At 60.1% G+C, this 26786-nt stretch carries 21 protein-coding genes; 15 read left to right on the top strand and 6 right to left on the bottom strand.

The genetic code is table 11. The annotated features are described in order from the left end of the window. Window positions 1-139: 139 nt before the first annotated feature. Window positions 140-457, top strand: a complete 318-nt coding sequence (locus C8K58_RS29885; protein WP_027605387.1) for a Rieske (2Fe-2S) protein — start codon at window positions 140-142, stop codon at window positions 455-457. On the opposite strand, the gene sfsA is transcribed toward C8K58_RS29885, so the two are convergent. Both sfsA and C8K58_RS29875 read right to left on the bottom strand, forming a co-directional pair. Then, entirely contained in the window at window positions 454-1164 is a 711-nt protein-coding gene (gene sfsA / locus C8K58_RS29880; RefSeq protein WP_108574812.1) for a DNA/RNA nuclease SfsA, read from the bottom strand. The two genes, C8K58_RS29885 and sfsA, sit on opposite strands and share 4 nt — an antisense overlap. Beyond that, complete coding sequence (locus C8K58_RS29875; protein ID WP_027605385.1) at window positions 1164-2336, bottom strand: pyridoxal phosphate-dependent aminotransferase; 1173 nt, start codon at window positions 2334-2336, stop codon at window positions 1164-1166. Before C8K58_RS29875 ends, sfsA begins: the two co-directional genes overlap by 1 nt. Before the next feature lie 320 nt (window positions 2337-2656). Between C8K58_RS29875 and dksA the strand changes: the two genes are divergently transcribed. The 14 genes from dksA to C8K58_RS29805 all read left to right on the top strand — a co-directional run bounded on the left by dksA (window position 2657) and on the right by C8K58_RS29805 (window position 22084). Beyond that, entirely contained in the window at window positions 2657-3091 is a 435-nt protein-coding gene (gene dksA / locus C8K58_RS29870) for an RNA polymerase-binding protein DksA (RefSeq protein ID WP_005791430.1), read from the top strand. Window positions 3092-3174: 83 nt separating this feature from the next. Then, window positions 3175-4062, top strand: a complete 888-nt coding sequence (gluQRS, locus tag C8K58_RS29865) for a tRNA glutamyl-Q(34) synthetase GluQRS (protein ID WP_027605384.1) — start codon at window positions 3175-3177, stop codon at window positions 4060-4062. 62 nt (window positions 4063-4124) lie between these two features. Beyond that, entirely contained in the window at window positions 4125-4301 is a 177-nt protein-coding gene (locus tag C8K58_RS29860; RefSeq protein WP_003176118.1) for a hypothetical protein, read from the top strand. Next, the gene (locus tag C8K58_RS29855) at window positions 4285-7239 is read left to right on the top strand and encodes a sensor histidine kinase (protein ID WP_027605383.1); all 2955 of its coding nucleotides are present in this window, start codon (window positions 4285-4287) and stop codon (window positions 7237-7239) included. Before C8K58_RS29860 ends, C8K58_RS29855 begins: the two co-directional genes overlap by 17 nt. A 22-nt stretch (window positions 7240-7261) precedes the next feature. Next, complete coding sequence (locus C8K58_RS29850; RefSeq protein WP_027605382.1) at window positions 7262-8701, top strand: sigma-54 dependent transcriptional regulator; 1440 nt, start codon at window positions 7262-7264, stop codon at window positions 8699-8701. Between the two features lie 696 nt (window positions 8702-9397). Continuing rightward, window positions 9398-10801 (top strand): polynucleotide adenylyltransferase PcnB, encoded by a 1404-nt coding sequence (locus tag C8K58_RS29845; RefSeq protein WP_098480921.1) that lies wholly within the window; start codon window positions 9398-9400, stop codon window positions 10799-10801. 2 nt (window positions 10802-10803) lie between these two features. Next, complete coding sequence (gene folK / locus C8K58_RS29840) at window positions 10804-11301, top strand: 2-amino-4-hydroxy-6-hydroxymethyldihydropteridine diphosphokinase (RefSeq protein ID WP_098480920.1); 498 nt, start codon at window positions 10804-10806, stop codon at window positions 11299-11301. A 213-nt stretch (window positions 11302-11514) separates the two neighbouring features. Continuing rightward, the gene (gene panB, locus C8K58_RS29835; RefSeq protein ID WP_098480919.1) at window positions 11515-12315 is read left to right on the top strand and encodes a 3-methyl-2-oxobutanoate hydroxymethyltransferase; all 801 of its coding nucleotides are present in this window, start codon (window positions 11515-11517) and stop codon (window positions 12313-12315) included. Continuing rightward, window positions 12312-13163: a pantoate--beta-alanine ligase gene (gene panC / locus C8K58_RS29830; RefSeq protein WP_027605378.1), complete on the top strand. Its 852-nt coding sequence runs from the start codon at window positions 12312-12314 to the stop codon at window positions 13161-13163. Before panB ends, panC begins: the two co-directional genes overlap by 4 nt. A gap of 223 nt (window positions 13164-13386) precedes the next feature. Further along, window positions 13387-15051, top strand: a complete 1665-nt coding sequence (gene pgi / locus C8K58_RS29825; protein ID WP_027605377.1) for a glucose-6-phosphate isomerase — start codon at window positions 13387-13389, stop codon at window positions 15049-15051. A 105-nt stretch (window positions 15052-15156) separates the two neighbouring features. Then, on the top strand, window positions 15157-17094 hold the full coding sequence (gene acs, locus C8K58_RS29820; RefSeq protein ID WP_098480918.1) for an acetate--CoA ligase: 1938 nt from the start codon (window positions 15157-15159) through the stop codon (window positions 17092-17094). Window positions 17095-17109: 15 nt separating this feature from the next. Beyond that, window positions 17110-17979: an oxygenase MpaB family protein gene (locus C8K58_RS29815; protein WP_098480917.1), complete on the top strand. Its 870-nt coding sequence runs from the start codon at window positions 17110-17112 to the stop codon at window positions 17977-17979. A gap of 67 nt (window positions 17980-18046) precedes the next feature. Next, window positions 18047-19063: a class I SAM-dependent rRNA methyltransferase gene (locus C8K58_RS29810; protein WP_098480916.1), complete on the top strand. Its 1017-nt coding sequence runs from the start codon at window positions 18047-18049 to the stop codon at window positions 19061-19063. Window positions 19064-19150: 87 nt separating this feature from the next. Further along, the gene (locus C8K58_RS29805) at window positions 19151-22084 is read left to right on the top strand and encodes a DUF748 domain-containing protein (RefSeq protein ID WP_098480915.1); all 2934 of its coding nucleotides are present in this window, start codon (window positions 19151-19153) and stop codon (window positions 22082-22084) included. Between the two features lie 180 nt (window positions 22085-22264). Here C8K58_RS29805 and C8K58_RS29800 read toward each other — a convergent pair whose 3' ends face one another. The 4 genes from C8K58_RS29800 to truB all read right to left on the bottom strand — a co-directional run bounded on the left by C8K58_RS29800 (window position 22265) and on the right by truB (window position 26783). Next, window positions 22265-22885, bottom strand: a complete 621-nt coding sequence (locus C8K58_RS29800; RefSeq protein WP_027605372.1) for a BON domain-containing protein — start codon at window positions 22883-22885, stop codon at window positions 22265-22267. Between the two features lie 294 nt (window positions 22886-23179). Beyond that, complete coding sequence (gene pnp / locus C8K58_RS29795; protein WP_027605371.1) at window positions 23180-25285, bottom strand: polyribonucleotide nucleotidyltransferase; 2106 nt, start codon at window positions 25283-25285, stop codon at window positions 23180-23182. A 195-nt stretch (window positions 25286-25480) separates the two neighbouring features. Further along, window positions 25481-25750 (bottom strand): 30S ribosomal protein S15, encoded by a 270-nt coding sequence (gene rpsO / locus C8K58_RS29790; protein WP_003176135.1) that lies wholly within the window; start codon window positions 25748-25750, stop codon window positions 25481-25483. 115 nt (window positions 25751-25865) lie between these two features. Further along, complete coding sequence (truB, locus tag C8K58_RS29785; protein WP_098480913.1) at window positions 25866-26783, bottom strand: tRNA pseudouridine(55) synthase TruB; 918 nt, start codon at window positions 26781-26783, stop codon at window positions 25866-25868. Between the last annotated feature and the right edge of the window lie 3 nt (window positions 26784-26786).

Raw genomic sequence — 26786 nt, 5'->3', positions numbered from 1 at the left:
AGGGCAGGGCCTTTCGAGCACTCATCGATGTGACAGATAACCCCTGGCGGACATCGAACTGAGCACCCAGTCAGCTAACGGGCGAAGCCGGCATTTGATAATTGTTTGCATTTGAACGTCAAGGCACTTAAGGATTGAAATGAAGTTTCTCTGCCCCTCGGACACGCTCGCGCCCAACAGCAGCCTCGGTTTTACGATGGATGGCACGCCGCTGCTGGCGGTACGCCGGGACGGCATCGCCTACTTCTATATCAACCGCTGCCCACATCGCGGCATTCCACTGGAGTGGCAACCCGACCGGTTCCTTGACGACAGCGCCAGCCTGATCCAATGCGCCACCCACGGCGCGCTGTTCCTGATCGAAAGCGGCGAGTGCATTGCCGGCCCATGCGCAGGTAAAAGCCTCAAGGCCCTGCGCGGTCGCGAAGACGCACAGGGCCTGTGGGTGGATCTCTAGTCGAGCAGCACGTCTAACCGACGGTCCACGCAAATCTCCTCGGATGTCACGCGCACCCCATACGCCAACACTTCCACCCCGGCAGCTTTAGCTTCGCGCAAGGCCGCACCATAGGCGGCATCGATTTCCAGCGCCGGACGTACCGCGTCAATCCCCGAGAGGTTGACGCAATACAATTGCACCGCCCGCACACCTTCACGCGCCAGATGCGCCAGTTCCCGCAGGTGCTTGGCGCCACGCTGGGTCACCGCATCGGGGAAGGCAGCAACCCGGGTGTCATCAAACCCCAGCGTGACACTTTTGACTTCCACATACGCCACGCCGTCGGGATATTCGAGACGAAAGTCGATGCGGCTTTTCTCCTGGCCGTAAGGCACTTCCCGCTTCAACGCGGTGAAACCGTTGAGTTCAGTGATCACGCCAGCGCGCAACGCCTCCTCGACCAACGGATTGGCGCGTGCCGTGTTAACGCACGCCAAGCGGCCCTGGGGCGTTTCGGCAATTTCCCAGGTGCCGGGCAACTTGCGCTTGGGGTCATTGGAGCGACTGAACCAGACCTGCCCGCCTTCCACCATGCAGTTGAGCATCGAACCGGTATTTGGGCAGTGAATAGTCAACAACTCGCCGGTAACGGTTTCGATATCGGTGAGAAAGCGCTTATAGCGGCGAATCAGCCGGCCTTCTTCGAGGGGAGGATAAAAGCGCATCAGCCTTGCCAGCTCCGCAGGCCACGCTGGATTCGTTCCACCGCCTCCTGTAGCCGATCAAGGTTTTGCGTGTAGGCAAAGCGCACATGATGACCCGCTTGATAGCGACCAAAATCCAGACCGGGTGTGAATGCGACATGCTCGGTTTCGAGGAAATGACGACAAAATGCGAAGGCATCTGCGCCGAACGCACTGATATCGGCGTACAAATAGAACGCACCTTCCGGCTCTACGGCAATCCCGAAGCCCAACTCGCGCAAAGCGGGCAGCAGGAAGTCGCGACGCCGGCCAAATTCGGCACGGCGCTCCTCCAGAATGCTCAGGGTTTGCGGGGTAAAGCAGGCGAGCGCGGCATACTGGGCCATGCTGGGCGCGCTGATATACAGATTTTGCGCCAGTTTTTCCAGGTCGCCGACCGCAGCCGGCGGCGCCACCAGCCAGCCCAGGCGCCAGCCGGTCATGCCGAAATACTTCGAAAAACTATTCAGGACGAAGGCCTCATCGTCGACCTCCAGCACGCTGGCGGCGTCAGTGCCGTAGGTCAGGCCGTGATAGATCTCATCCACCACCAAATGGCCGTTACGCGCCTTGATTGCGTCGGAAAGCCCGGCTAATTCATCGCGCGTGAGGATCGTGCCGGTGGGATTCGCCGGGGAGGCAACCAACGCGCCCACGCTGTCCTGATCCCAGTGTCTGGCCACCAGGTCAGCGGTCAGTTGATAACGCACTTCAGGGCCTACCGGCACCAGTTGCGCGGCACCTTCCACCAGGCGCAGGAAGTGCCGGTTACACGGGTAACCCGGGTCTGCCAGCAGCCAATGCTTGCCGGGGTCCACCAACAGGCTGCTGGCCAACAACAGTGCGCCGGAGCCTCCGGGAGTGATCAGGATACGCTCGGGATCGACGTTCAATCCGTAGCGCTGCTGGTAGAAACCGCTGATGGCTTCACGCAATTCCGGCAGGCCACGGGCCGCGGTATAGCGGGTCTTGCCATTGGCCAACGCCGCCTGGCCGGCCTGGATGATCGGCTCAGCCGTGGTGAAATCCGGCTCGCCGATCTCCAGGTGGATCACATCATGGCCTGCCGCTTGCAGCTCATTGGCTCGCGCCAGCAACGCCATGACATGAAAAGGTTCGATAGCGCGACTGCGCGCACTGTAGGGCTGAGCCATTAGCCTTCCTTAACGGTGAGGACAAAATCAGGATTCTACCGAACCCTCGCGGTAAAACATGCTCTATTGCCTGCCTGGCCGTCCAAGATGAACCCGGCAAGCGCTTGCAAAACGACTAAAATCAACATTCGAGACGATGCATACCCAGCCACAGCGGGCTGCTGCAGTTGGCAACCCCTGCGTGACGGGCGTCGACAACCGGGAGTGGCGCACCCTGAATCTATCTGGTAAGTTCGCCCGCTTGCAGCCGCAGGGCCGGCAGGTGTCGGTAACGTTGCAATCCTGCGCAATGGATTAGAAGAGTGAGAGGCGGTCTATTCATGTCCACCCAAGCAAAGCAACAGAGCATCAGCGGCTTCCAACCCTACGTTGAATCGAAGGGTGAGGAATACATGGGCAAGCCCATGCGCGAGCACTTCTCCAAAATCCTGAAGCAGTGGAAGCAGGACTTGATGCAGGAAGTCGACCGCACGGTTGACCATATGAAGGATGAAGCGGCCAACTTCCCGGACCCGGCAGATCGTGCCAGCCAGGAAGAAGAGTTCGCCCTCGAACTGCGCGCCCGCGATCGCGAGCGCAAGCTGATCAAGAAAATCGACAAGACGTTGCAACTGATCGAAGACGAAGAATACGGCTGGTGCGAATCCTGCGGTGTCGAGATCGGTATCCGTCGCCTGGAAGCCCGCCCTACTGCGGACCTCTGCGTAGACTGCAAGACCTTGGCTGAAATCAAGGAAAAACAGGTCGGCAAGTGATCCAGCCGAGCTGAACCAATGGGGCGTGCAAACGCCCCATTTTTGTTTCTGGGATTTACCGATTTTCCAGTAGTATCCGGCCCATGACTGCCTCTACCTATATCGGGCGTTTCGCCCCCACGCCCAGCGGCCATCTGCACTTCGGTTCCCTGGTCGCCGCCCTCGCCTCCTACCTCGACGCCCGCGCCAATCGCGGCCGCTGGCTGATGCGCATGGAAGACCTCGACCCGCCCCGCGAAGAGCCCGGCGCCCAGGTGGCAATCCTGCATGCCCTGGAGAGCTACGGCTTTGAGTGGGATGGCGAACTGGCCAGACAAAGCGAGCGGCAGGACGCCTACGCCAAGGTACTGAACGATATGTTCAACCACGGCCTGGCCTACGCCTGTACCTGTTCACGTAAACAATTGGAGCCCTACGACGGGATTTACCCAGGCCTGTGCCGAAATGCCGGTCACGACCAGCAGGACGCCGCCATCCGCCTGCGTGTTCCCGAGCTGGAGTACCACTTTACTGACCGCGTACAAGGAGAATTCCGACAACACCTGGGCCGTGACGTCGGCGACTTCGTCATCCGTCGCCGCGATGGCCTCTACGCCTACCAACTGGCCGTGGTGCTCGACGATGCCTGGCAAGGGGTTACCGATATCGTGCGCGGCGCCGACCTGCTCGACTCCACGCCACGCCAGCTGTACCTGCAGGAGTTGCTGGGCCTGCGCCAGCCGCGCTATCTGCACGTACCGTTGATCGTCCAGCCAGACGGTAACAAGTTGGGCAAGTCCTATCGTTCCCCGCCGCTGCATCCCGACCAGGCCACGCCGCTGCTATTGAGAGCCCTGCGCGCCCTTGGCCAGCAGCCTGGCGACGAACTGCTTCATGCCAGCCCACGGGAGTTGCTGGATTGGGGCATTGTGCACTGGGATGCCAGCAGGATCCCGCGCACACTGACCCTGGCCGAAGCGCAATTACGCTGAAGGCGCTTGCAGCCTGCCAGCCATCCGTTACCATCGCCGCAGTTTTTTAATCAGAGGCCAACATGTACATCTATCGATTGGTCCTGCTGCTGGTCGTCGGGATCTACTTGTTTTCCCCCGCCATCATGGATTGGTGGATCGACGCCACGGGCGCCTGGTATCGCCCCTATCTGCTGTGGCTGATCCTGATCGTCGTGACCTTCATCCTGCAGAGCCAAAAAGATGCCGATGAGCTTTAGCCTCACCCAGATGCTGCTGATCAGCGCCGCTTACCTGGCGGCACTGTTCGGCGTCGCCTGGATCAGTGAGCGCGGAATGATTCCGCGGGCGATCATTCGCCATCCGTTGACCTACACCTTGTCCCTCGGCGTGTACGCCAGCGCCTGGGCGTTCTATGGCACCGTCGGCCTGGCCTATCAATACGGCTACGGCTTTCTCTCCAGCTACCTGGGTGTGTCCGGCGCGTTCCTGCTGGCACCGGTGCTGCTGTACCCGATCCTGAAAATTACTCGCACCTATCAGTTGTCGTCACTGGCCGACCTGTTCGCCTTCCGCTTCCGCAGCACGTGGGCCGGGGCATTGACTACGGTGTTCATGCTGATCGGCGTGCTGCCCTTGCTGGCCCTGCAGATCCAGGCGGTGGCCGACTCCATCAGCATCCTGACCCGCGAGCCGGTGCAACACCGGGTCGCCCTGGCGTTCTGTGCGCTGATCAGCCTGTTCACGATTTTCTTCGGCTCACGTCACATCGCCACCCGCGAGAAACACGAAGGGCTGGTATTTGCGATTGCGTTCGAATCGGTGATCAAGCTGATCGCCATCGGCGGCGTCGGTCTCTACGCGCTCTATGGCGTGTTCGACGGCCCGCAACAGCTGGAGCTGTGGCTGTTGCAAAACCAGACCGCTCTCGCCGCCCTGCACACGCCGTTGCAGGAAGGCCCATGGCGCACGCTGTTGCTGGTGTTCTTCGCCTCGGCAATCGTAATGCCCCACATGTACCACATGACCTTCACCGAGAACCTCAACCCGCGCTCGCTGGTCAGCGCCAGCTGGGGCTTGCCGCTGTTCCTGCTGTTGATGAGCCTTGCGGTGCCGCTGATCCTCTGGGCCGGCCTGAAACTGGGGGCCACCACCAACCCCGAGTATTTCACCCTGGGTATCGGTATCGCCGCCAATAGCCCGGCGTTGGCGCTGCTGGCGTATGTGGGCGGCTTGTCTGCTGCCAGCGGGCTGATTATCGTCACGACGCTGGCTCTATCGGGCATGGCCCTCAATCACCTGGTGCTGCCGCTGTACCAGCCGCCCGCCGAAGGCAATATCTACCGCTGGCTGAAATGGACGCGCCGCGCACTCATCGTCGCGATCATCATGGCCGGCTACGGGTTCTACCTGTTGCTCGGCGCCGGGCAGGACCTGGCCAACCTGGGCATTGTCGCGTTTGTCGCCACCTTGCAGTTCCTGCCGGGAGTGCTGTCGGTGCTGTACTGGCCGACCGCCAACCGCCGTGGGTTTATCGCCGGGCTGCTGGCCGGGATCCTGGTATGGATCGTCACCATGCTACTGCCGTTGGTCGGCAACCTGCAGGGTTTCTACATTCCGCTGCTGAACATGATCTACGTGCTGGACGACACCAGCTGGCACATGGCGGCGATTGCCTCGCTGGCCGCCAACGTACTGATGTTCACCCTGATATCGCTGTTCACCAACGCCAGCCCGGAAGAGACCAGCGCCGCCGAGGCGTGCGCGGTGGATAACGTGCGTCGACCGCAACGCCGCGAACTGCACGCGGCCTCGCCCCAGGAGTTCGCCACGCAACTGGCCAAGCCCCTCGGCGCCAAGGCGGCTCAGAAGGAAGTCGAACAGGCGCTGCGCGATCTGTACCTGCCCTTTGACGAGCGCCGCCCGTATGCGCTGCGTCGCCTGCGCGACCGCATCGAAGCCAACCTGTCCGGCCTGATGGGCCCCAGCGTGTCCCAGGACATGGTGGAAACCTTTCTGCCCTACAAGGCCGGCGGCGAAAACTACGTCACCGAGGACATCCATTTCATCGAAAGCCGGCTGGAGGATTACCACTCACGCCTCACCGGCCTGGCGGCCGAACTCGACGCCCTGCGCCGTTACCACCGCCAGACCCTGCAGGAACTGCCGATGGGCGTGTGTTCCCTGGCCAAGGATCAGGAGATCCTGATGTGGAACAAGGCCATGGAAGAACTCACCGGCATCGCCGCGCAACGGGTGGTGGGCTCGCGCCTGAATACCCTGGGCGATCCGTGGAAAGAACTGCTCCAGGGCTTTATCAACCTGCCCGACGAGCACTTGCACAAACAGCACCTGGCGCTCGACGGCCAGACCCGCTGGCTCAACCTGCACAAAGCCGCGATCGATGAACCGTTGGCTCCCGGTAACAGCGGCCTGGTGCTGCTGGTCGAAGACCTGACTGAAACCCAGATGCTCGAAGACAAGCTGGTGCACTCCGAGCGCCTGGCCAGCATTGGTCGCCTGGCAGCGGGCGTGGCCCACGAAATCGGCAACCCGATCACCGGTATCGCCTGCCTCGCGCAAAACCTGCGGGAAGAGCGCGAGGAGGACGGCGAAATCATCGAAATCAGCGGGCAGATCCTCGAACAGACCAAGCGCGTCTCGCGCATCGTGCAGTCGCTGATGAGTTTTGCCCATGCCGGCGGCCATCAGAATCTGGATGAGGCCGTGTGCCTGGCCGAAGTGGCCCAGGATGCCATTGGGCTGCTCGCCTTGAACCGGCGCAATTTCGAAGTACAGTTCTTCAACCTGTGCGACCCCGACCATTGGGTCGACGGCGACTCACAACGCCTGGCCCAAGTGCTGATCAACCTGCTGTCCAACGCCCGTGACGCAACCCCGGCCGGTGGTGCGGTACGCGTCAAGACCGAGGCTTTCGAACATACCGTCGATCTGATCGTCGAAGATGAAGGCAGCGGTATTCCACAGAACATCATGGACCGATTGTTCGAACCCTTCTTCACCACCAAGGACCCGGGTGAAGGTACCGGTCTGGGCCTTGCACTGGTCTATTCCATCGTTGAAGAGCATTATGGACAAATCACCATCGACAGCCCGGCTGACACCGAAAGCCAACGCGGCACCCGTATTCGGGTGACCTTGCCGCGTCATGTCGAAGCGACGTCCGCTGTGAACTGAGACCGTCGAGAGAATTGAATCAATGCCGCACATTTTGATCGTCGAAGACGAAACCATTATCCGCTCTGCCTTGCGTCGCCTGCTTGAACGTAATCAGTACCAGGTCAGCGAAGCCGGCTCGGTGCAGGAAGCACAAGAGCGTTTCAGCATCCCCACGTTCGACCTGATTGTCAGCGACCTGCGTCTGCCCGGCGCGCCGGGCACCGAGCTGATCAAGCTTGGCCAGGGCACTCCGGTGCTGATCATGACCAGCTACGCCAGCCTGCGCTCGGCGGTTGATTCCATGAAGATGGGTGCGGTGGACTACATCGCCAAGCCGTTTGACCACGATGAAATGCTCCAGGCCGTGGCCCGCATCCTGCGTGACCGCCAGTCAGCCAGCAGCGCGCCTGCCGAACAGCGCCCCGCCGGCAAGGCGACCAACGGCGCCGACAAGCCGGGGGTCGACAACAGTAACGGCGAGATCGGCATCATTGGCTCCTGCCCGCCGATGCAGGACCTGTACAGCAAGATCCGTAAGGTCGCGCCCACCGACTCCAATGTATTGATCCAGGGCGAGTCGGGCACCGGTAAAGAACTGGTGGCCCGCGCCCTGCACAACCTGTCCAAACGCGCCAAGGCGCCGATGATTTCGGTGAACTGTGCGGCGATCCCCGAATCCCTGATCGAGTCCGAACTGTTCGGCCACGAGAAAGGCGCGTTTACCGGCGCCAGCGCTGGGCGTGCGGGCCTGGTGGAAGCGGCGGACGGCGGTACGCTGTTCCTTGATGAAATCGGTGAGTTGCCGCTGGAGGCCCAGGCGCGACTGCTGCGTGTGCTGCAGGAAGGTGAGATTCGCCGTGTAGGCTCGGTGCAATCGCAGAAGGTTGACGTACGCCTGATCGCGGCCACCCACCGCGACCTGAAGAGCCTGGCCAAGATCGGTCAGTTCCGTGAAGACTTGTATTACCGCCTGCACGTGATCGCGCTCAAATTGCCGGCCCTGCGTGAGCGCGGTGCCGACGTGAATGAGATCGCCAACGCATTCCTGCTGCGCCAGAGTGCACGTATCAACCGTACCGACCTGACGTTCGCGCCCGACGCCGAGCAGGCGATTCGGCATTACTCGTGGCCGGGTAACGTGCGGGAACTGGAGAATGCGGTCGAGCGTGCGGTGATCCTGTCGGAAAGCCCGGAAATTTCCGCCGAACTGCTGGGTATCGATATTGAACTCAGTGACTTGGAGGATGACGACTTCATCGGCCTGGTCCCGACACAGGGCGGCGCCAGCAATACCAGCCATGAGCCGACGGAAGATTTGTCACTGGAAGACTATTTCCAGCATTTCGTCCTGGAGCACCAGGACCACATGACCGAGACCGAGTTGGCACGCAAGCTGGGCGTGAGCCGTAAGTGCCTGTGGGAACGCCGCCAGCGCCTGGGCATTCCACGGCGCAAGACCGGGGTGGCCAGCGAAAGCTGAGGGTGCGCCCCCACAGGTAACACCCTCCGATGTGAAAAAACTGTTACCGCGGATATTTCGCGTAACAAAAGCCGGGGCTTACGGTAACGAAGCCCCGGCTTTTTTTCGCCCTTCAAAAACCAAAAACCACCTCAACCCCCCGGTTTTGCTGGGCGACGCAAAAGTTGGCACGCACCCTGCTATATGCTTAGTACAAAAACAATAACAAGCTTTGTACAAGACAATAAAAATAAGACGAATCGACTCACGCATAACAAAAACAACACGGCGGAGGCGCAGCTAACTGATTCTTTTGGAGAGGCGTTGCATTTGGGGCTTGCCCCGCAACCAGGCCGAGAACAACAAAAACTGCCCTAAGGCAGAGCCTGAACTGGTTGGATCGTAGATCAGCAACACAGCGACCAAAGCAATCCGTTTGCTCTTGACTCCCGATTGGGAGTGTCATGAAGGTGAAGCTTCATGGCGAGGGCGATCAACAAAAACAAGAAGCCCGAAATCAATAATAAAAATAGAGCACGCAACTACTTCTGGGGGAGCTTCGGCTCCCCTTGTAGTTTCCGGGATTTGACGATTTAAGGCTTATGGCGCAACGCCGAAGCTTGTTCCTACACCATCCCCTGACTAAATGCTAGAATCCCCGCCCATCATGCGGTCATTCTTCGTTATGGCCGAACATTCCTTCAAACAGTGCATCCCATGCTGAAGAAGTTGTTCCAGTCATTCCGTTCTCCCTTGCGTCGTACGCAACACAAACGCAGCACGCCTGAAGTGCTCAACAGCAGCCAGCATTCGTTGCAGCGCGCTCAATTCAGCCGTTATGCGGTGAATATCGTCGAACGGTTGCAGAACGCCGGTTACCAGGCCTACCTGGTGGGCGGTTGCGTACGCGACATGCTGCTCAATATCACGCCTAAGGATTTCGACGTCGCCACCAGTGCCACGCCTGAGCAAGTGCGTGCCGAGTTTCGCAATGCGCGAATCATCGGTCGCCGCTTCAAGCTGGTGCATATCCATTTTGGTCGCGAAATCATCGAGGTCGCGACCTTCCGTGCCGGCCACCCGCAAAACGATGACGAGGAAGATACCAATCAGTCTTCCCGCAACGAGAGCGGGCGTATCCTGCGCGACAACGTCTACGGCACCCTGGAAGAAGACGCGCAGCGCCGCGACTTCACCATCAATGCCCTCTATTACGATCCGGTCAGCGAACGCATCCTCGATTACGCCAATGGCGTACACGACATCCGCAATAACCTGATCCGCCTGATCGGCGACCCGACGCAGCGCTATCAGGAAGACCCGGTGCGCATGCTGCGGGCCGTGCGCTTCGCCGCCAAGCTCAACTTCGGCATCGAAAAGCACACCGCCGCACCGATACGCGAGCTGGCACCGATGCTGCGGGAAATCCCGTCCGCGCGTCTGTTCGAAGAAGTGCTCAAGCTGTTCCTCTCCGGCTACGCCGCCGACACCTTCGAAATGCTGGTCGACCTGCAGTTGTTCGACCCACTGTTTCCGGCCAGCGCCGAAGCACTGGAGTACAACCCGACTTATACCCACACGCTGATCAGCGAAGCCTTGATCAATACCGACCTGCGCATCAAGCAGAACAAACCGGTCACGCCGGCGTTCCTGTTTGCCGCCCTGTTGTGGCCGGCCCTGCCCAAGCGCGTACTGCGTCTGCAGGAGCGTGGCATGCCGCCGATCCCGGCCATGCAGGAAGCCGCTCACGAGCTGATCGCCGAACAGTGCCAGCGCATTGCTATCCCGAAACGTTTCACGATGCCGATCCGCGAGATCTGGGACATGCAGGAACGCCTGCCCCGCCGCAGCGGCAAGCGAGCCGACCTGCTGCTGGACAACCCGCGCTTCCGTGCCGGCTACGACTTCCTGCTGCTGCGCGAAAGCGCCGGTGAGCAGACCGACGGCCTGGGCGAATGGTGGACAGACTATCAGGATGCCAATGACAGCCAACGCCGCGACATGATTCGCGACCTCGGCAGCAAGGGTGATGGCGAAGGCGCAGGGCCGAAGAAGCGTCGTCGCAGCGGCACCAAGCGCAAACGCAGCGCTGCCGATGCCTCGGGCGCCGCGGGCGAATAAACGTGGAACGCATCTACATCGGCATGGGCAGCAACCTGGCAGCCCCGGACCAGCAATTGCGCAGCGCTATCCAAGCGCTGGCGCAATTGCCAGACACTTGCGTCGCGGGTGTGTCCGCCTTTTACCAAAGTGACTCCCTGCTCCCAGGCCAACCGCGCTACACCAACGCGGTTGCCGCCCTGGACAGCCGCCTTGCGCCACTTGACCTGCTGGATGCGCTGCAAGCCATCGAAAACGATCAGGGCCGCGAGCGCCTGGAGCGTTGGGGCCCTCGCACCCTTGACCTGGACATTCTGCTGTTTGGCGATCGCCTGATCGACGAACCGCGCCTGAAGGTGCCCCATTACCAGATGCACCTGCGTGCGTTTGTGTTGTACCCATTGGCCGAACTGGCGCCTGCCGCATTGCAATTGCCGGATGGAAAGCGCCTCAGTGCCCTGCTTGAAGCCTGCCCGTTTGTCGGCCTGGAACGGCTCCCCGTTGCTGAATCGCGTCAGTAACAGCGGTAACACCGCCATCGTAACAATGCGGTAACACATCCAATTGACTTCCCGTGTCCTCCTCACGACTATAGGCGTCCCGCTGCCGCCAACCCGGCGCTGAAGGGCGCAATCCAGGCCTTATAAGCACTGCTCTCAAGACGGTGCGCCTGAATAACGAAGACTCACGCGCGTAACTCGCTGTTTCCAAGCGCCTGAACGAGGACCCTTTTCATGCCAGACATTACCCTGACCACCTTGCAGAGCCTCAAGCTCAAAGGTGAAAAAATCACCATGCTGACCTGCTATGACGCCACCTTCGCCCACGCCTGCTGCCAGGCCGGGGTTGAAGTGTTACTGGTAGGCGACTCCCTGGGCATGGTCCTTCAAGGGAATGACAGCACCCTGCCCGTCACCACCGATGAACTGGCCTACCACACCGCCAGCGTCAAGCGCGGCAACGAAGGCGCATTCATCATCGCCGACCTGCCGTTCATGGACTACGCCACCGTCGAACAGACCTTCCTGAACGCCGGCAAACTGATGCGTGCCGGTGCACACATGATCAAGGTGGAGGGCGCCGTGTGGCTCGCCGAGTCGATTCGCCTGCTGGCTGAGCGCGGCGTGCCGGTCTGTGCACATATGGGCCTGACGCCACAGTCCGTGAACATCCTCGGCGGCTACAAGGTCCAAGGCCGCAACGAAGCCCAGGCGCGCCAGATGCGTGCCGATGCCATCGCCCTGGAGCAGGCGGGCGTTGCGATGATCCTGCTCGAATGCGTGCCCAGCGAACTCGCAGCAGAAATCACCCAGGCCGTTAAAGTCCCGGTGATCGGTATTGGCGCGGGCTCGGCCACCGACGGCCAGGTGCTGGTGCTGCACGACATGCTCGGCCTGTCGATTACCGGCCGCGTGCCGAAGTTCGTGAAGAACTTCATGACCGGCCAGGACAGCATCCACGCGGCATTGAGTGCTTACGTCGCCGAAGTCAAAGGCGTGACCTTCCCAGGCGCCGAACACGGATTCTCTGCATGAACACCGTAAAAACCGTACGTGAACTCAGAGCCGCCGTCGCCCACGCCCGCAAGGCCGGCAAACGCATCGGCTTCGTGCCCACCATGGGTAACCTGCACAGCGGCCATGCCAGCCTGGTCAGCAAGGCTGTGCAGCAGGCGGACTTTGTCGTGGCGAGTATTTTCGTCAACCCGCTGCAATTTGGCGCCGGCGAAGACCTGGACAAGTACCCTCGCACCCTGGCCGCCGATCAGGAAAAGCTCCTGCAGGCAGGCTGCAACCTGCTGTTCGCGCCGACCGTCGAGGAGATGTACCCCGGCGGCATGACCGGCCAGACCCGCGTCAGCGTCCCGCAATTGTCCGAAGGCTTGTGCGGCGCCAGCCGTCCCGGGCATTTCGAAGGCGTGGCGACCGTGGTCAGCAAACTGTTCAACATGGTCCAGCCGGACATGGCTGTATTTGGCCAGAAGGACTACCAGCAACTGGCCGTGATTCGCGCCATGGTCCACGACCTGAACATGCCGATCCAGATCATTGGCGAGCCCACCGTGCGCGCCGATGATGGCTTGGCACTGTCCTCGCGCAACGGTTTTCTCAGCGAAGAACAACGTGCGATCGCGCCGGTGCTGTACCGCAGCCTCAGCCAGATTGCCGCAGCCATCAAAAGCGGTGATCACGACTTCGCCAGGCTGCGTGCCGAACAGGTGCAGCAGATCGAGGCTGCCGGGTTGCGCCTGGATTACCTCGAAGTGCGCCAGGGCGTGCACCTGCGGGCCGCTACGGCGGAGGATCGGGATATTGTGATTCTGGTGGCGGCCTTTCTAGGCACGACCCGCCTGATCGACAACCTGCATCTGACCCTCGACTGACACCTCTGAACACCCCGCCGATTGCCCTGATCGCTGTGCCGGTATAAAAAAGTACCGGCCACAGCGCAGACAAAGCCAAGACATATCGACACGCTAGGTTTAATGTAATCGCCCTGCGCTATGGTTAGCGCTGTCTGGAACCCAATCCTTGAGATAAGACTGGATGTTCCGGGCTTTGAAGTGTCCTAAAGGCAGTCCCCGTAATAAAAGGAAACCCGCAGCGATGGCGTACTACCGCACCCCTCATGACGTTACCGCTCTGCCCGCCTGGCAAGCGCTCAATCAACATCGCCAAGCCATGCAGGATTTCAGCATGCGCGAAGCGTTCAATGCCGATCCCCAGCGCTTTTCCCAGTTCACCTTGAGCAGCTGCGGACTTTTCCTCGATTACTCGAAAAACCTGATCACCGGCGAAACCCGCGACCTGCTGGTGGGCCTTGCCAACGAAGTGGGCCTTAAAGACGCAATCAACTCGCTGTATGCGGGCGAGCCGGTCAACTCCTCCGAAGGCCGCCCTGCCCTGCACACCGCCCTGCGCCGCCCGGTGGGCGACAAGCTGTCGGTCAACGGCGTGAACATCATGCCGGACGTGCATAAGGTGCTGAACCAGATCACCGACCTGGTCGGCCGCATCCACGACGGCCTGTGGCGTGGCTACACCGAGAAGCCAATCACCGACGTGGTGAACATCGGCATCGGCGGCTCGTTCCTCGGCCCGGAGCTGGTCTCTGAAGCGCTGTTGTCCTACGCCCACAAAGGCGTGCGCTGCCACTACCTGGCGAACATCGATGGCAGCGAATTCCATGAGCTGACCATGAAGCTGCGCGCCGAGACCACGCTGTTTATCGTCTCGTCGAAATCCTTCAACACCCTGGAAACCCTGAAAAACGCCCAGGCCGCCCGCGCCTGGTACCTGGCCCAGGGTGGCTCGGAAGCCGAGCTGTACCGCCACTTTATCGCCGTGTCGAGCAACAACGCGGCCGCCGTGGCCTTCGGTATCCGCGAAGAAAACATCTTCCCGATGTGGGACTGGGTGGGCGGCCGTTATTCGTTGTGGTCGGCCATCGGCCTGCCAATCGCCCTGGCCATCGGCATGTCCAACTTCAAGGAACTGCTGTCCGGTGCCTACACCATGGACCAGCATTTCCAGAACGCACCGTTCGAACAGAACATGCCGGTGCTGCTGGGCCTGCTGGGCGTGTGGTACGGCAACTTCTGGGGTGCGCAGAGCCATGCGATCCTGCCATACGACCACTACCTGCGTAACATCACCAAGCACTTGCAGCAGCTGGACATGGAATCCAACGGCAAGAGCGTGCGCCAGGACGGCAAACCGGTGTCCACCGACACAGGCCCGGTGATCTGGGGCGGCGTCGGCTGCAACGGCCAACATGCTTATCACCAATTGCTGCACCAGGGCACCCAACTGATCCCGGCCGACTTCATCGTGCCGATCGTCAGCTTCAACCCGGTGTCCGACCACCATCAATGGCTTTACGCCAACTGCCTGTCCCAAAGCCAGGCCCTGATGCTCGGCAAGACCCGCAGCGAAGCCGAAGCCGAGCTGCGCGACAAGGGCATCCCGGAAGACGACGTGCAGAAGCTGGCACCGCACAAGGTGATCCCGGGCAACCGTCCGAGCAACACGCTCGTGGTTGAACGCATCAGCCCGCGTCGCCTGGGCGCCCTGGTTGCGATGTATGAACATAAAGTGTTCGTGCAAAGCGTGATCTGGGGCATCAACGCCTTCGACCAATGGGGCGTGGAGCTGGGCAAGGAGCTGGGCAAGGGCGTATACAATCGCCTCACCGGCGCCGAAGAAACCTTGGCCGAAGACGCGTCGACCCAGGGCCTGATCAACTACTTCCGCGGCCGTCACCGCGGCTGATGCAGGCAACGCAAGGCCAACGTCCGTTTGGACGTTGGCCTTGAACCCTCTCCATACAGGGTGCATCTTTATGACTTGTCGCAAAAACAAGAATAAGGATCGCTCATGTTCGATATCAGCACGTTTCCCACCGCCGATGCCGTCCGCCGGGCTGCGCAACTCAGTCAAGAGGACTACCAGCGCCTCTATCGCCAATCCATCGAACAGCCGGGCACGTTCTGGTCCGAACAGGCCAAGGCCTTTCTCGACTGGATAACACCGTGGCACACCGTCCAGCAGTCAGACATCCAGACCGGTGCCGCCCAGTGGTTTGCCGGTGGCCAGTTGAACGTCAGCTACAACTGCATCGACCGTCACCTGGCGCAACGCGCCGATCAGCCGGCCTTCATCTGGGAAGGTGACGATCCTGCAAAATCGTCCAAAATCACCTACCGCCAACTGCACCAAAACGTCTGTCGCCTGGCCAATGTGCTGAAAAGCCGTGGCGTGAAAAAAGGCGACCGGGTGTGTATCTACATGCCGATGATCCCGGAAGCGGCCTACGCCATGCTGGCTTGCACACGGATTGGCGTGGTGCACTCGGTGGTATTTGGCGGGTTCTCACCGGACGCTCTGCGTGACCGCATCCTGGACGCCGACTGCCGCACCGTGATCACAGCCGATGAAGGCCTGCGCGGTGGTAAGCCGGTGGCGTTGAAACAGAATGTCGACAAGGCCCTGGCCAGTTGCCCCGACGTCAGCACGGTGCTGGTGGTACAGCGCACCGGCGCCCCAGTGAACTGGAGCGAAGGCCGCGACCTCAAGTATCAACAGGCCCTGGATGCAGCGAGCGACCATTGCCCTCCAGAACCGATGGACGCCGAAGCCCCGCTGTTTATCCTCTACACCTCCGGCAGCACCGGCAAACCCAAGGGCGTGCTGCACACCACGGGCGGCTACCTGCTCCAGGCGGCAATGACCTTCAAGTACGTACTCGATTACCGCGACGGTGAGGTGTTCTGGTGCACCGCCGACGTGGGTTGGGTCACCGGCCATAGTTACATCGTGTACGGGCCGCTGGCCAATGGCGCGACCTCGCTGATGTTCGAAGGTGTGCCGAGCTACCCGGACAGTTCGCGCTTCTGGCAGGTCATCGATAAACACCAGGTGAATATCTTCTATACCGCCCCCACCGCCTTGCGCGCGTTGATGCGCGAGGGTCACGCCCCGCTGCAGACGACCTCCCGCGCCAGCCTGCGCCTGCTGGGCAGCGTGGGCGAACCGATCAACCCGGAAGCCTGGGACTGGTACTTCAACGCGGTGGGCGAACAGCGTTGCCCCATTGTCGATACCTGGTGGCAGACCGAGACCGGCGGCATCATGCTCAGCCCGCTGGTCAGCGCCCAGCGGATCAAACCGGGTTGCGCCACCCAGCCGATGTTTGGCGTGCAGCCCGTGCTGCTGGATGAACAAGGCAAGGTCATCAGCGGTGCCGGCAGCGGCGTACTGGCGATCAAGGCCAGTTGGCCGGGGCAGATTCGCAGCGTCTACGGCGACCCGCAGCGCATGGTCGACACCTATTTCAAACCCTACCCCGGTTACTATTTCACCGGTGACGGCGCGCGCCGCGATGAGGACGGTGACTACTGGATCACCGGGCGTATCGACGATGTGATCAACGTATCCGGCCACCGTATCGGCACCGCCGAGGTAGAAAGTGCGTTGGTACTGCATGACCAGGTGGCCGAGGCTGCCGTGGTGGGCTACCCCCACGATGTCAAAGGCCAGGGCATCTACGCCTTTGTCACCCCCATGAATGGCGTCGAACCCAGCGAGGCGCTGAAAAAACACCTGCTGGAACTGGTCAGCAAGGAAATCGGCAGCTTTGCCAAGCCGGAACTGATCCAATGGGCACCGGCCTTGCCGAAAACCCGATCCGGCAAGATCATGCGCCGGATTTTGCGCAAGATCGCCTGCAACGAACTGGACAGCCTGGGTGACACCTCGACCCTGGCCGACCCCAGCGTCGTCGACGGCCTGATCGACAAACGCCTGAACCGCTAGGAAACCCGAGTCGCCATGGAATTTATCCGCAGCCGTATCGAAACCCAGTTGATGAGCCTCACCGGTTTGTCACTGGGCCAGCTGGACCTGGAAAACCCCAAGGGCGATCCGGGCCTGTTCGGGCCGGACTCGGTCAGTTGGCAAGTCCATGGTGACTTCAGCAGCATGCTTATCGGCGGCATCAGCGCCTTGATGCTGCAAGCCCTGCACCCATTGGCCCTGGCCGGCGTGTGGGACCATTCGAATTTTCGCCAGGACATGCTTGGGCGCCTGCGCCGTACCTCGCAGTTTATTTCCGGTACCACGTTCGGCGCGCGCAAAGACGCCGACTGGCTGATCGAAAAAGTGCGCACCATTCACCTGCAGGTGGTGGGCCATGCCCCGGACGGGAGGCCTTACGCGGCCAGCGATCCAGCGCTGCTGACCTGGGTGCATGTGGCGGAGGTGAGCAACTTTCTTGCTGCCCACTTGCGCTATCGCAACCCGCACCTCTGCGGCCGTGATCAGGACCGTTACTACAACGAGATCGCCGTCGTCGCAGAACGGCTCGGCGCGCAGGATGTGCCGCATTCACGCCAGGAAATTTCCGATTACCTTGAGAGCATCCGCCCGCAATTGCTGTGCGACGAGCGCAGCCGCGAAGTGCTGCGCCTGTTGCTGAACGCACCCTCCCCCAGCCTGTTGGCCAAGCCTTTTGGTGCCTTGATGATGCAAGCCGGGATCGACCTGCTGCCGGACTGGGCCAGCACTCTGCTCGATCAGCACCAGAGCCCGCTGCAACGCCGGATGATCCGTGCCGGGGTCAAGCGCAGCGCGCCGTTGTTGCGCTGGGCGATGCGTAACGGTTCGGTGCAGCGTGCACACCGGCGGATGGGGTTGATGTAGGCAACGCGCCATAGCTGCTAAACTCCGCGCCCTTATTTCCCCCATTTACCTAAGCAAGGCGCGCTCCATGTCTCCCTTGAATCAGGCGCTGCGCGCCGCCCTCGATCATCGCCAGGATCTGATCAGCGAACTGCACGCCCAGGGCACCGACTGCTATCGGCTGTTCCATGGCAGCCAGGAAGGCGCCGGCGGCCTGACCATCGACCGCTATGGCCCGCAGTTACTGGTGCAAAGCTTCCATCAGTCGCTGGAAACCGCCGACCTGCTGGAGCTGCACCAACTGATCAACCAGTACATGGGCCTGGAGTTGCTGCTGGTCTACAACGACCGCTCCCGCGGCAACTCGCGGGTCGATCGCGAAGATTCGGTATACCGCGCCGAACCTGCCGCGCTGGAAGACCTGGTCGGCCACGAATGGGGCCTCAATTACCGTGTCCGTGGGCGCCACGCCGGCCAGGACCCACTGCTGTTCCTCGACCTGCGCAATACCCGCGGCTGGGTCAAGGACCACAGCGCCGGCAAAAGCGTACTGAACCTGTTTGCCTACACCTGTGGGGTGGGCCTGAGCGCCGCTGCCGGTGGTGCGCGCGAGGTATGCAACCTGGACTTCGCCGAGGGCAACCTGGCGGTGGGACGTGAAAACGGCCAGCTCAATCCACAGCTTCCCACCATGGAGTTCGTGCAATCGGACTACTTCCCGGCGATTCGCCAACTGGCCGGGCTGCCGATCACCCAGCGTCGCGGGCAGAAACTGCCGAGCTATCCGCGCCTGGAGCAGCGTCAATATGACCTGGTGTTGCTCGACCCGCCGGCCTGGGCCAAGAGTGCCTTCGGTACCGTCGACCTGTTGCGTGACTACCAGAGCCTGCTCAAGCCGGCACTGCTCGCTACAGCAGACAATGGCGTGCTGATCTGCTGTAACAACCTGGCAAAAGTCAGCATGGAGGATTGGCGTGAACAGGTGCTGCGTTGTGCGCAAAAGGCTGGGCGTCCGGTGCGGGACTGGAAAATCATGACGCCCGGCGCGGACTTTCCCTCACAAGATCAACAACCACCGCTGAAGACTCTGATACTTCAACTGTAAGCAGCATCCTAAAGGCCCGGTTCTTCGGAACCGAAAACCCGTGCCATACTCCAAGGCACTCCTGTTTGACATAGATGGCGCCGCCCCATGCCCAAAGGATTGATTCGCGCCGCTGGCGCCTTGTTGACTGCCCTCGCGTTGTACAGCTTGCTGGGCTTTCTGATTTTGCCTGGCATCGCCCTTCGCATTGCCAACCAACAGTTGGCCAATTACGCCACAGTGCCGGCACGCATCGAACGGATCGAACTTAACCCGTTCAGCCTGGAAGTCACGGTATGGGGCTTGAAGATCGGCGAGCCCGGTAAGGAACAGGTAGGTTTCGAACGGCTTTACGCCAACCTGCAGGCCGATAGCCTGTGGACCCGCGCCCTGCACCTGGCGGATGTGCAACTGGACAAGCCCAGGACCGAGTTGTTGTTCGACAAATCAGGCCAGCTGAATCTGGCGCAGTTGTTCAAGCTGCCACCGAGCGAGCCGACCCCGGCAGACCCTGACGCCAAACCGTTCCCGCTGCGTGTCGACAGTATCAAGCTGGCTGGCGGTTATTTGCATTTCCAAGACCTGCGCCCCAGCGAACCCATCGAATTCCTCTACGATACCCTCGACTTCGAGCTGAAGAACCTCAGCACCCTGCCGGAAGACAATGCGGACATGACCTTGGTCGCCGCCGGCCCTGAAGGCGGACAGATCGACTGGAAAGGCAACTTCAGCCTGGTGCCGATCACGTCCGAAGGTACGCTCAAAGTCACCGGCGGCAAGATGAAAGCCTGGTGGCCGTATGTGCGTGACGCCTTACCCCTGGTACTTGAAGACGGCGTGCTCAACTTCAGTACCGAATACAGGTTCAGTCTGGCCAAAGAAACCGAGCTGAACCTGACCAATACCGCCGCCAGCATCGCACCGTTCGCCATCAAGGCCCCGGATGGCCGGCCGTTGGTGCGCCTGGAGCGTTTGGACGTCAGTGAGACCACGGTGGACCTGGCCAAACAGCAGGTGGTGGTGGGCAAGATCCGCAGCAATAAACTCGAGACCTGGGCGGCTCGTGAAGCGGATGGGCAACTGGACTGGCAAAAACTGTTCGCCGGCCAGCCAGGCAAACCGGCCAAGGCGCCGGAGCCTGCGACTGCACCCGCCACGGCCGACTCGCCAAAGCCTGCGCCCGTCGCCCCAAGCAAGCCCTGGCAAGTGCTGCTCAAGGATGTACAGCTGCGCAACTACCAGGTGCACTTGGCCGACCGCCAGGCCAAACCTGCGGTGGCGCTGGAGCTCGGCCCGTTGAACGTCGACGTGCAGAACTTCGACAGCCTCAACCAGAGCCCCTTCACCCTGAAGGTCGACACCGGCCTGGGCAAGCAGGGCAAGATCCAGGCAACCGGCACGGTCAACCTCAACCCGGTCAGCGCCAAGTTGAAGGTCAATACCAAGGACATCGACCTGCGGGTCGCCCAGTCCTATATCAGCCCGTTTATCCGCCTGGAACTGCGCAGTGGCATGCTTGGCAGCGACCTCGACGTGAACCTGAAAAGCACCGATCCCCTTGCGCTGCAGATCACCGGCCGCGCGCAGGTTGACCAATTGCATACCCTCGACACCCTCAAGACCCGCGACTTCCTCAAATGGCAGCGCCTGGTGCTCGAAGGCGTGAACTACCAACACGGCGACAGCCTGTCGATCGACAAGGTCAACCTGCTGCAGCCCTATGCGCGGTTCATGATCAACGATGACCGCACCACCAACGTCGACGACCTGCTGATCCCGCAGCCGGCCGACAGTGGCGCCAAATCGTCAGCCAAACCTGCCGCGAGCAAAGAAAAATCCCTGGGCATCCATATCGGGCAGATTGCGATCAACGACGGTTCGGCCAACTTCGCCGACTTCAGCCTCACCCCCAACTTCGCCACTGCGATCCAACAGCTCAACGGGCAGATCGGCACCATCGACAGTCGCCAGGCCAAACCGGCGAGCGTTGACATCAAGGGCAAGGTCGACCGTTATGCACCGGTGACCATCAAAGGCAGCGTGAACCCGTTTGACCCGATGGCGGCGCTGGACATCGCCACCAGCTTCAAACGTGTCGAGCTGACCACCCTGACGCCTTACTCGGGCAAGTTCGCCGGTTTCCGCATCCGCAAGGGCCGCCTCAACCTTGACCTGCATTACGTGATCACCAAGGGCCAGTTGAAGGCTGAGAACAAAGTGGTGGTCGAGCAATTGCAACTGGGCGAAAAAGTCGACAGCGCCGATGCCGTGGACTTGCCGATTCGTCTGGCAATCGCCTTGCTCAAGGACAGCGACGGCAAGATCTCCATCGAACTGCCCGTATCCGGTGACCTGAATAACCCGCAATTCAGCGTGATGCCCATTGTGTGGCAAACCCTGCGCAATCTGGTGGTGCGAGCGGCCACTGCGCCGTTCAAGTTTATTGGCGGATTGGTCACCGGAGGCGGAGCGGAGGACTTGGGTAGCGTGTCGTTCGCGGCAGGCTCCAGCGAGTTGAACAAAGATGCCGAAGGCGCTCTCAACACCTTGGCCAAAGCCTTGAAAGAACGCCCTGCCCTACGCCTGGAAATCGAAGGCACGGCCGCAGCCAGCAGCGACGGCCCATTCCTGGCGGCCCAGCGACTGGAGCGGGAATACCAATACAACTACTACAAAATGCTGCAGCGCCGTGGCGAGAAAGTCCCGGCCCAGGCGTCCTTGCTGGAAGTCCCTGAGAGCGAAAAAGCCCCCTTGCTCGAAGGTATTTACCGCACCCGCTTGAAACAGCAGCCTCCGGCTGAATGGAAGGACCTGAGCAGCAGTGACCGCACCGCCAGGTTGAAAGAGGGCGTGATCAAGTTCTGGAGTGGCAGTGACGTGCTGCTGCGCCAGTTGGGCCAGGACCGTGCGAGCACGATCAAGGACTACCTAGTGGATAAAGCCCAGCTGGAGGACGACCGGGTCTACTTCATTGACGCGCAACTGGGCCAGGCAGAGAAAGACGGTCGAGTGATAACGCCGATGCACCTGGACGCCGAGTAGGCGTCCAAGGCAAGCCGCTGGCGCATTACTTTCCCGCCCCAATAGAACAGGCCCCGACACAGAAGTGCCGGGGCCTGTAATGACCACATCCGTGTGGTCGGTCGCATGAAACTTAGAGGTGCATTGAGTGGATATCTAACTCACGCGCCGCCGCCGCTAGTTCAGACGAATTCTTGAGCGTTACTCTGCTTTCAGGCCATCGGCCGATACAGCTTTAACGCCTTTGATTTTCTTGGTGATGTTCACCGCGGTCGTTTTCTGTGCCTCGGTCACAGCGACCGAAGAGGACAAGGAAACTACACCCTTGTTGGTTTCGACTTTGATGTCGGTGCCAGGAATGCCTTTCTCGGTGACCAGGTCAGCTTTGACTTTGGTGGTGATCCAGGTGTCGGAGGTTGCGCCTTTGGCGTCAGCCGCTGCACCTTTGGTTTTGTCGATGTTGTCTGCCTTGGTAGCGCCGCCAGCCAACAGGCCGTCAGCCGAAACTGCGGTTACACCTTTGATTTTCTTGGTGATCGCTACGGCAGTTTCTTTCTGCGCGTCCGAAATGGCTACGGTCGAAGACAGGGAAACCACACCTTTGTTGGTCTCAACCTTGATGTCCGAACCAGGGATGCCTTTTTCGGTCAGCAGATCGGATTTAACTTTGGTGGTGATCCAAGTATCCGAAACGCTTTCTTTTGCCTTGGTGGCTTCACCGGCCGCCAGGGTCATTGGAGCTTGGGAAGTCTGGGCAAAGGCCACGTTAGCACCCATGGCCAGGGTCAGAGCGGTAGCAGTAGCGAGAGCGAACTTCTTCATACGAGTAACTCCTGTTTTATTAAAAGTCTGCAGTGTGTGAACCTTGATGCTGCAGCGTTAACAGGGTTATTGCAGGCAGTGTGCCAAGTCGCCACAGAAGATTAAATCGTTAAAAATCATATACTTATAAAAACACTCGAATTTCGGAATCGTGCAACTTGCATGAACGCCATCATGCCTGCGTGCAAGTTGCGGCTTTTGCGATTTACTAAGCGTCTGATTTTTCGGCATTTTCCTTCAGGCGTAAAAAAAGGACTCCGAAGAGTCCTTTTTTTCAGCGTTAGCCTGGGGTAATTAAACGCCCGAAGCCTTGGCTGCTGCTACGTCCTTGATGGACAGCTTGATACGGCCGCGGTTGTCCACGTCCAGTACCAGCACTTCCACTTCCTGGCCTTCTTTCAGAATGTCGGTCACTTTCTCAACGCGAGCGTCGCTCAGCATGGAGATGTGAACCAGACCGTCTTTGCCTGGCAGGATGTTGACGAATGCGCCGAAGTCGACGATGCGCTCAACCTTACCGACGTAGATCTTGCCGATCTCGGCTTCAGCGGTGATGCCCAGGACGCGTTGACGCGCAGCTTCTGCAGCTTCCTTGGTTTCGCCGAAGATCTTGATCGAGCCGTCGTCTTCGATGTCGATCGAAGCCTTGGTCTCTTCACAGATCGCACGAATGGTCGCGCCGCCTTTACCGATAACATCACGGATTTTGTCGGTGTCGATTTTCATCGCGATCATGGTCGGAGCATTTTCCGACAGTTCGGTACGGGACTGACCAATGATCTGGTTCATCTGACCGAGGATGTTCAGGCGCGCTTCCAGGGCTTGGCCCAGGGCGATTTCCATGATTTCTTCGGTGATGCCCTTGATCTTGATGTCCATCTGCAGCGCGGTAACACCTTTGGCGGTACCGGCTACTTTGAAGTCCATGTCGCCCAAGTGGTCTTCGTCGCCCAGGATGTCGGTCAGGATGGCGAACTTCTCGCCTTCTTTAACCAGGCCCATGGCGATACCGGCAACCGGCGCCTTCATCGGCACACCCGCGTCCATCAGCGCCAGGGAAGCACCGCAGACCGAAGCCATGGAGCTGGAACCGTTGGACTCGGTGATTTCCGACACCACACGGATGGTGTACGGGAACACGTCAGCAGCAGGCAGCATGGCCTGGACCGAACGACGGGCCAGACGGCCGTGACCGATTTCGCGACGACCAGCGCCACCCATGCGACCACACTCGCCCACCGAGAACGGCGGGAAGTTGTAGTGCAGCATGAAGGGGTCTTTTTTCTCGCCTTCCAGGGTGTCCAGCAGCTGTGCGTCACGGGCAGTACCCAGGGTCGCGACGACCAGTGCCTGGGTTTCACCACGGGTGAACAGTGCCGAGCCGTGAGTCTTCGGCAGAACGCCGACTTCGATGTTCAGCGGACGAACGGTGCGGGTGTCGCGGCCGTCGATACGTGGCTTGCCGTTAACGATGTTTTCGCGAACGGTGCGGTATTCGATTTCACCAAAGGCTGCTTTGACTTCGCTGGAAGAAGGCTGGCCTTCTTCGCCGGACAGCTTGGCAACAACCTGGTCCTTCAACTCACCCAGGCGAGCGTAACGGTCGGCCTTGACGGTGATGGTGTAGGCGTCGGAGATCGCTGTACCGAACTCGGAGCGGATAGCGCCCAGCAGTTCGGTGGCTTCGGCTTGCGGAGCCCAGGCCCAGGTCGGCTTGGCAGCTTCGGCAGCCAGTTCTTTAACAGCGTTGATCACAACCTGGAACTCGTCGTGAGCAAACAGTACTGCACCCAGCATCTGGTCTTCGGTCAGCTCTTTGGCTTCCGATTCAACCATCAATACGGCTTCCGACGTACCGGCAACGACCATGTCCAGGCTCGATGCTTTCAGTTGCTCGTAAGTCGGGTTCAGCAGGTAGCCGGTGCTTTCGTGGAAAGCAACGCGGGCTGCGCCGATCGGGCCATCGAAAGGAATACCGGAGATGGCCAGGGCAGCCGAAGTACCGATCATCGCCGCGACGTCAGGATCGGTTTTCTTGCTGGTGGAAACGACGGTGCAGACAACCTGCACTTCGTTCATGAAGCCTTCTGGGAACAGCGGACGGATCGGACGGTCGATCAGTCGGGAAGTCAGGGTTTCTTTCTCGGAAGGACGGCCTTCGCGCTTGAAGAAACCGCCAGGGATCTTACCGGCAGCGTAAGTCTTTTCCTGGTAGTGAACGGAAAGAGGGAAGAAGCCTTTGCTTGGGTCGGCGTGCTTGGCGCCAACAACGGTCACCAATACGGTAACGTCGTCGTCAACGGTAACCAGCACTGCGCCGGAGGCTTGACGGGCGATACGGCCTGTCTCGAGGGTAACGGTCGACTGACCGAACTGGAATTTTTTGATAACCGGGTTCACGGTGTCCTACCTTCTTTGTGGCTCTTGGGGAACTTGTCTTCTTGCGAAATTCTTGGGCAATGTCGGGAATCGGCCCAACCCTTGTCCAGGGGTAAAACGTGTATCCAGATAAAACTTGAGGCTGGGAGCCTACCATGGGCCAGCGGGAATCCCACTGACACACGGCAGACAACCAACCTCTAGCGCAATCGCTGATTAGCGACGCAGACCCAGGCGACCGATCAGAGCCTGATAACGACCCAGATCCTTGCCTTTCAGGTAGTCCAGCAGCTTACGGCGCTGGTTTACCATGCGGATCAGACCACGACGGGAGTGGTGATCTTTACCGTTGGCCTTGAAGTGACCCTGCAGCTTGTTGATGTTGTGGGTCAGCAGTGCAACTTGCACTTCTGGCGAACCAGTGTCACCAACAGCTTGCTGGTAGTCAGCTACGATTTGTGCTTTTTCTTGAACGTCGAGAGCCATGAGGCAATCCTTTTTTCAGGAAACCACCCAAAGGGCAGTTTCAACAGGCCAGGGACAAATCCCTGTATCTAAAAATGAGTGTTGACCGTGCCTGTTAACAGCCACACTCGTTCGGTCATTCTGACCGAATCAGTCGACGTGGCGCGATGCGCCCGTCTTCGCTCACTTCACCGATACCGATAAAGCGACCGTTATGATCCTGTACCCGCACCATGCCGAACTTCGGGGCATCCGGGGCGCGTACCGGCTGGCCGTTAAGCCAGTAGAACGCGCTGTGTTCCGAAAAGTGCAGTAATGGCCAATCCAGCAAGCCACTGTCCGACGGCATCAGGAAGCGATCAACCGCTTCGTTGCCACCTTCGGCGTGTACCGCCTCCAACTCTTCCAGTGTGACCGTCTGGGCCAGGCTGAAAGGTCCGGCCTGGGTGCGTCGCAGTTCAGCTACATACGCGCCGCAACCGAGCCGCTCACCAATATCTTCCACCAGAGTACGGATATAAGTGCCTTTGCTGCAGTCCACGGCCAAGCGTGCGGTGTCACCTTCACAGGCGAGCAATTCCAAGCGCGCAATAGTAACAGAACGCGGTTCGCGCTCCACTACTTCGCCCGCACGTGCCAGCTTGTAAAGGGGCTGCCCATCACGCTTGAGCGCCGAGTACATCGGCGGTATCTGACTGATTTGCCCACGAAAAGCAGGTAAAGCAGCTTCGATATCAGCACGACCAACGGTCACGTCGCGAACCTGCAAAACATCACCTTCGGCGTCTGCCGTGGTGGTGGTCTTGCCCAGTTGCATCAGGGTTTCGTAACCCTTGTCGGAATCGAGCAGGTATTGCGAGAACTTGGTGGCCTCGCCAAAGCACAACGGCAGTACACCGGTGGCCAGGGGATCGAGGCTGCCGGTGTGTCCGGCCTTCTCGGCATTGAGCAACCAGCGGACCTTCTGCAACGCGGCATTGGAGGTAAAGCCAATCGGCTTGTCGAGCAGAATGATGCCGCTGACGTTGCGACGGATACGTTTGACCTGAGCCACCGC

Source organism: Pseudomonas sp. GV047, assembly GCF_003058245.1.
In the GTDB taxonomy this organism is placed as follows: Bacteria; Pseudomonadota; Gammaproteobacteria; order Pseudomonadales; family Pseudomonadaceae; genus Aquipseudomonas; species Aquipseudomonas marginalis.
The sequence above is the reverse complement of the archived record's forward strand: the minus strand, read 5'-3'. Positions and strand labels throughout refer to the sequence as shown.

What these genes read in the sequence shown, in the direction of transcription:
- C8K58_RS29885 (WP_027605387.1), top strand. Translation starts at nt 140, where the DNA reads ATGAAGTTTCTCTGCCCCTCGGACACGCTCGCGCCCAACAGCAGCCTC.
- sfsA (WP_108574812.1), bottom strand. Translation starts at nt 1,164, where the DNA reads ATGCGCTTTTATCCTCCCCTCGAAGAAGGCCGGCTGATTCGCCGCTAT.
- C8K58_RS29875 (WP_027605385.1), bottom strand. Translation starts at nt 2,336, where the DNA reads ATGGCTCAGCCCTACAGTGCGCGCAGTCGCGCTATCGAACCTTTTCAT.
- dksA (WP_005791430.1), top strand. Translation starts at nt 2,657, where the DNA reads ATGTCCACCCAAGCAAAGCAACAGAGCATCAGCGGCTTCCAACCCTAC.
- gluQRS (WP_027605384.1), top strand. Translation starts at nt 3,175, where the DNA reads ATGACTGCCTCTACCTATATCGGGCGTTTCGCCCCCACGCCCAGCGGC.
- C8K58_RS29860 (WP_003176118.1), top strand. Translation starts at nt 4,125, where the DNA reads ATGTACATCTATCGATTGGTCCTGCTGCTGGTCGTCGGGATCTACTTG.
- C8K58_RS29855 (WP_027605383.1), top strand. Translation starts at nt 4,285, where the DNA reads ATGCCGATGAGCTTTAGCCTCACCCAGATGCTGCTGATCAGCGCCGCT.
- C8K58_RS29850 (WP_027605382.1), top strand. Translation starts at nt 7,262, where the DNA reads ATGCCGCACATTTTGATCGTCGAAGACGAAACCATTATCCGCTCTGCC.
- C8K58_RS29845 (WP_098480921.1), top strand. Translation starts at nt 9,398, where the DNA reads ATGCTGAAGAAGTTGTTCCAGTCATTCCGTTCTCCCTTGCGTCGTACG.
- panB (WP_098480919.1), top strand. Translation starts at nt 11,515, where the DNA reads ATGCCAGACATTACCCTGACCACCTTGCAGAGCCTCAAGCTCAAAGGT.
- panC (WP_027605378.1), top strand. Translation starts at nt 12,312, where the DNA reads ATGAACACCGTAAAAACCGTACGTGAACTCAGAGCCGCCGTCGCCCAC.
- pgi (WP_027605377.1), top strand. Translation starts at nt 13,387, where the DNA reads ATGGCGTACTACCGCACCCCTCATGACGTTACCGCTCTGCCCGCCTGG.
- acs (WP_098480918.1), top strand. Translation starts at nt 15,157, where the DNA reads ATGTTCGATATCAGCACGTTTCCCACCGCCGATGCCGTCCGCCGGGCT.
- C8K58_RS29815 (WP_098480917.1), top strand. Translation starts at nt 17,110, where the DNA reads ATGGAATTTATCCGCAGCCGTATCGAAACCCAGTTGATGAGCCTCACC.
- C8K58_RS29810 (WP_098480916.1), top strand. Translation starts at nt 18,047, where the DNA reads ATGTCTCCCTTGAATCAGGCGCTGCGCGCCGCCCTCGATCATCGCCAG.
- C8K58_RS29805 (WP_098480915.1), top strand. Translation starts at nt 19,151, where the DNA reads ATGCCCAAAGGATTGATTCGCGCCGCTGGCGCCTTGTTGACTGCCCTC.
- C8K58_RS29800 (WP_027605372.1), bottom strand. Translation starts at nt 22,885, where the DNA reads ATGAAGAAGTTCGCTCTCGCTACTGCTACCGCTCTGACCCTGGCCATG.
- rpsO (WP_003176135.1), bottom strand. Translation starts at nt 25,750, where the DNA reads ATGGCTCTCGACGTTCAAGAAAAAGCACAAATCGTAGCTGACTACCAG.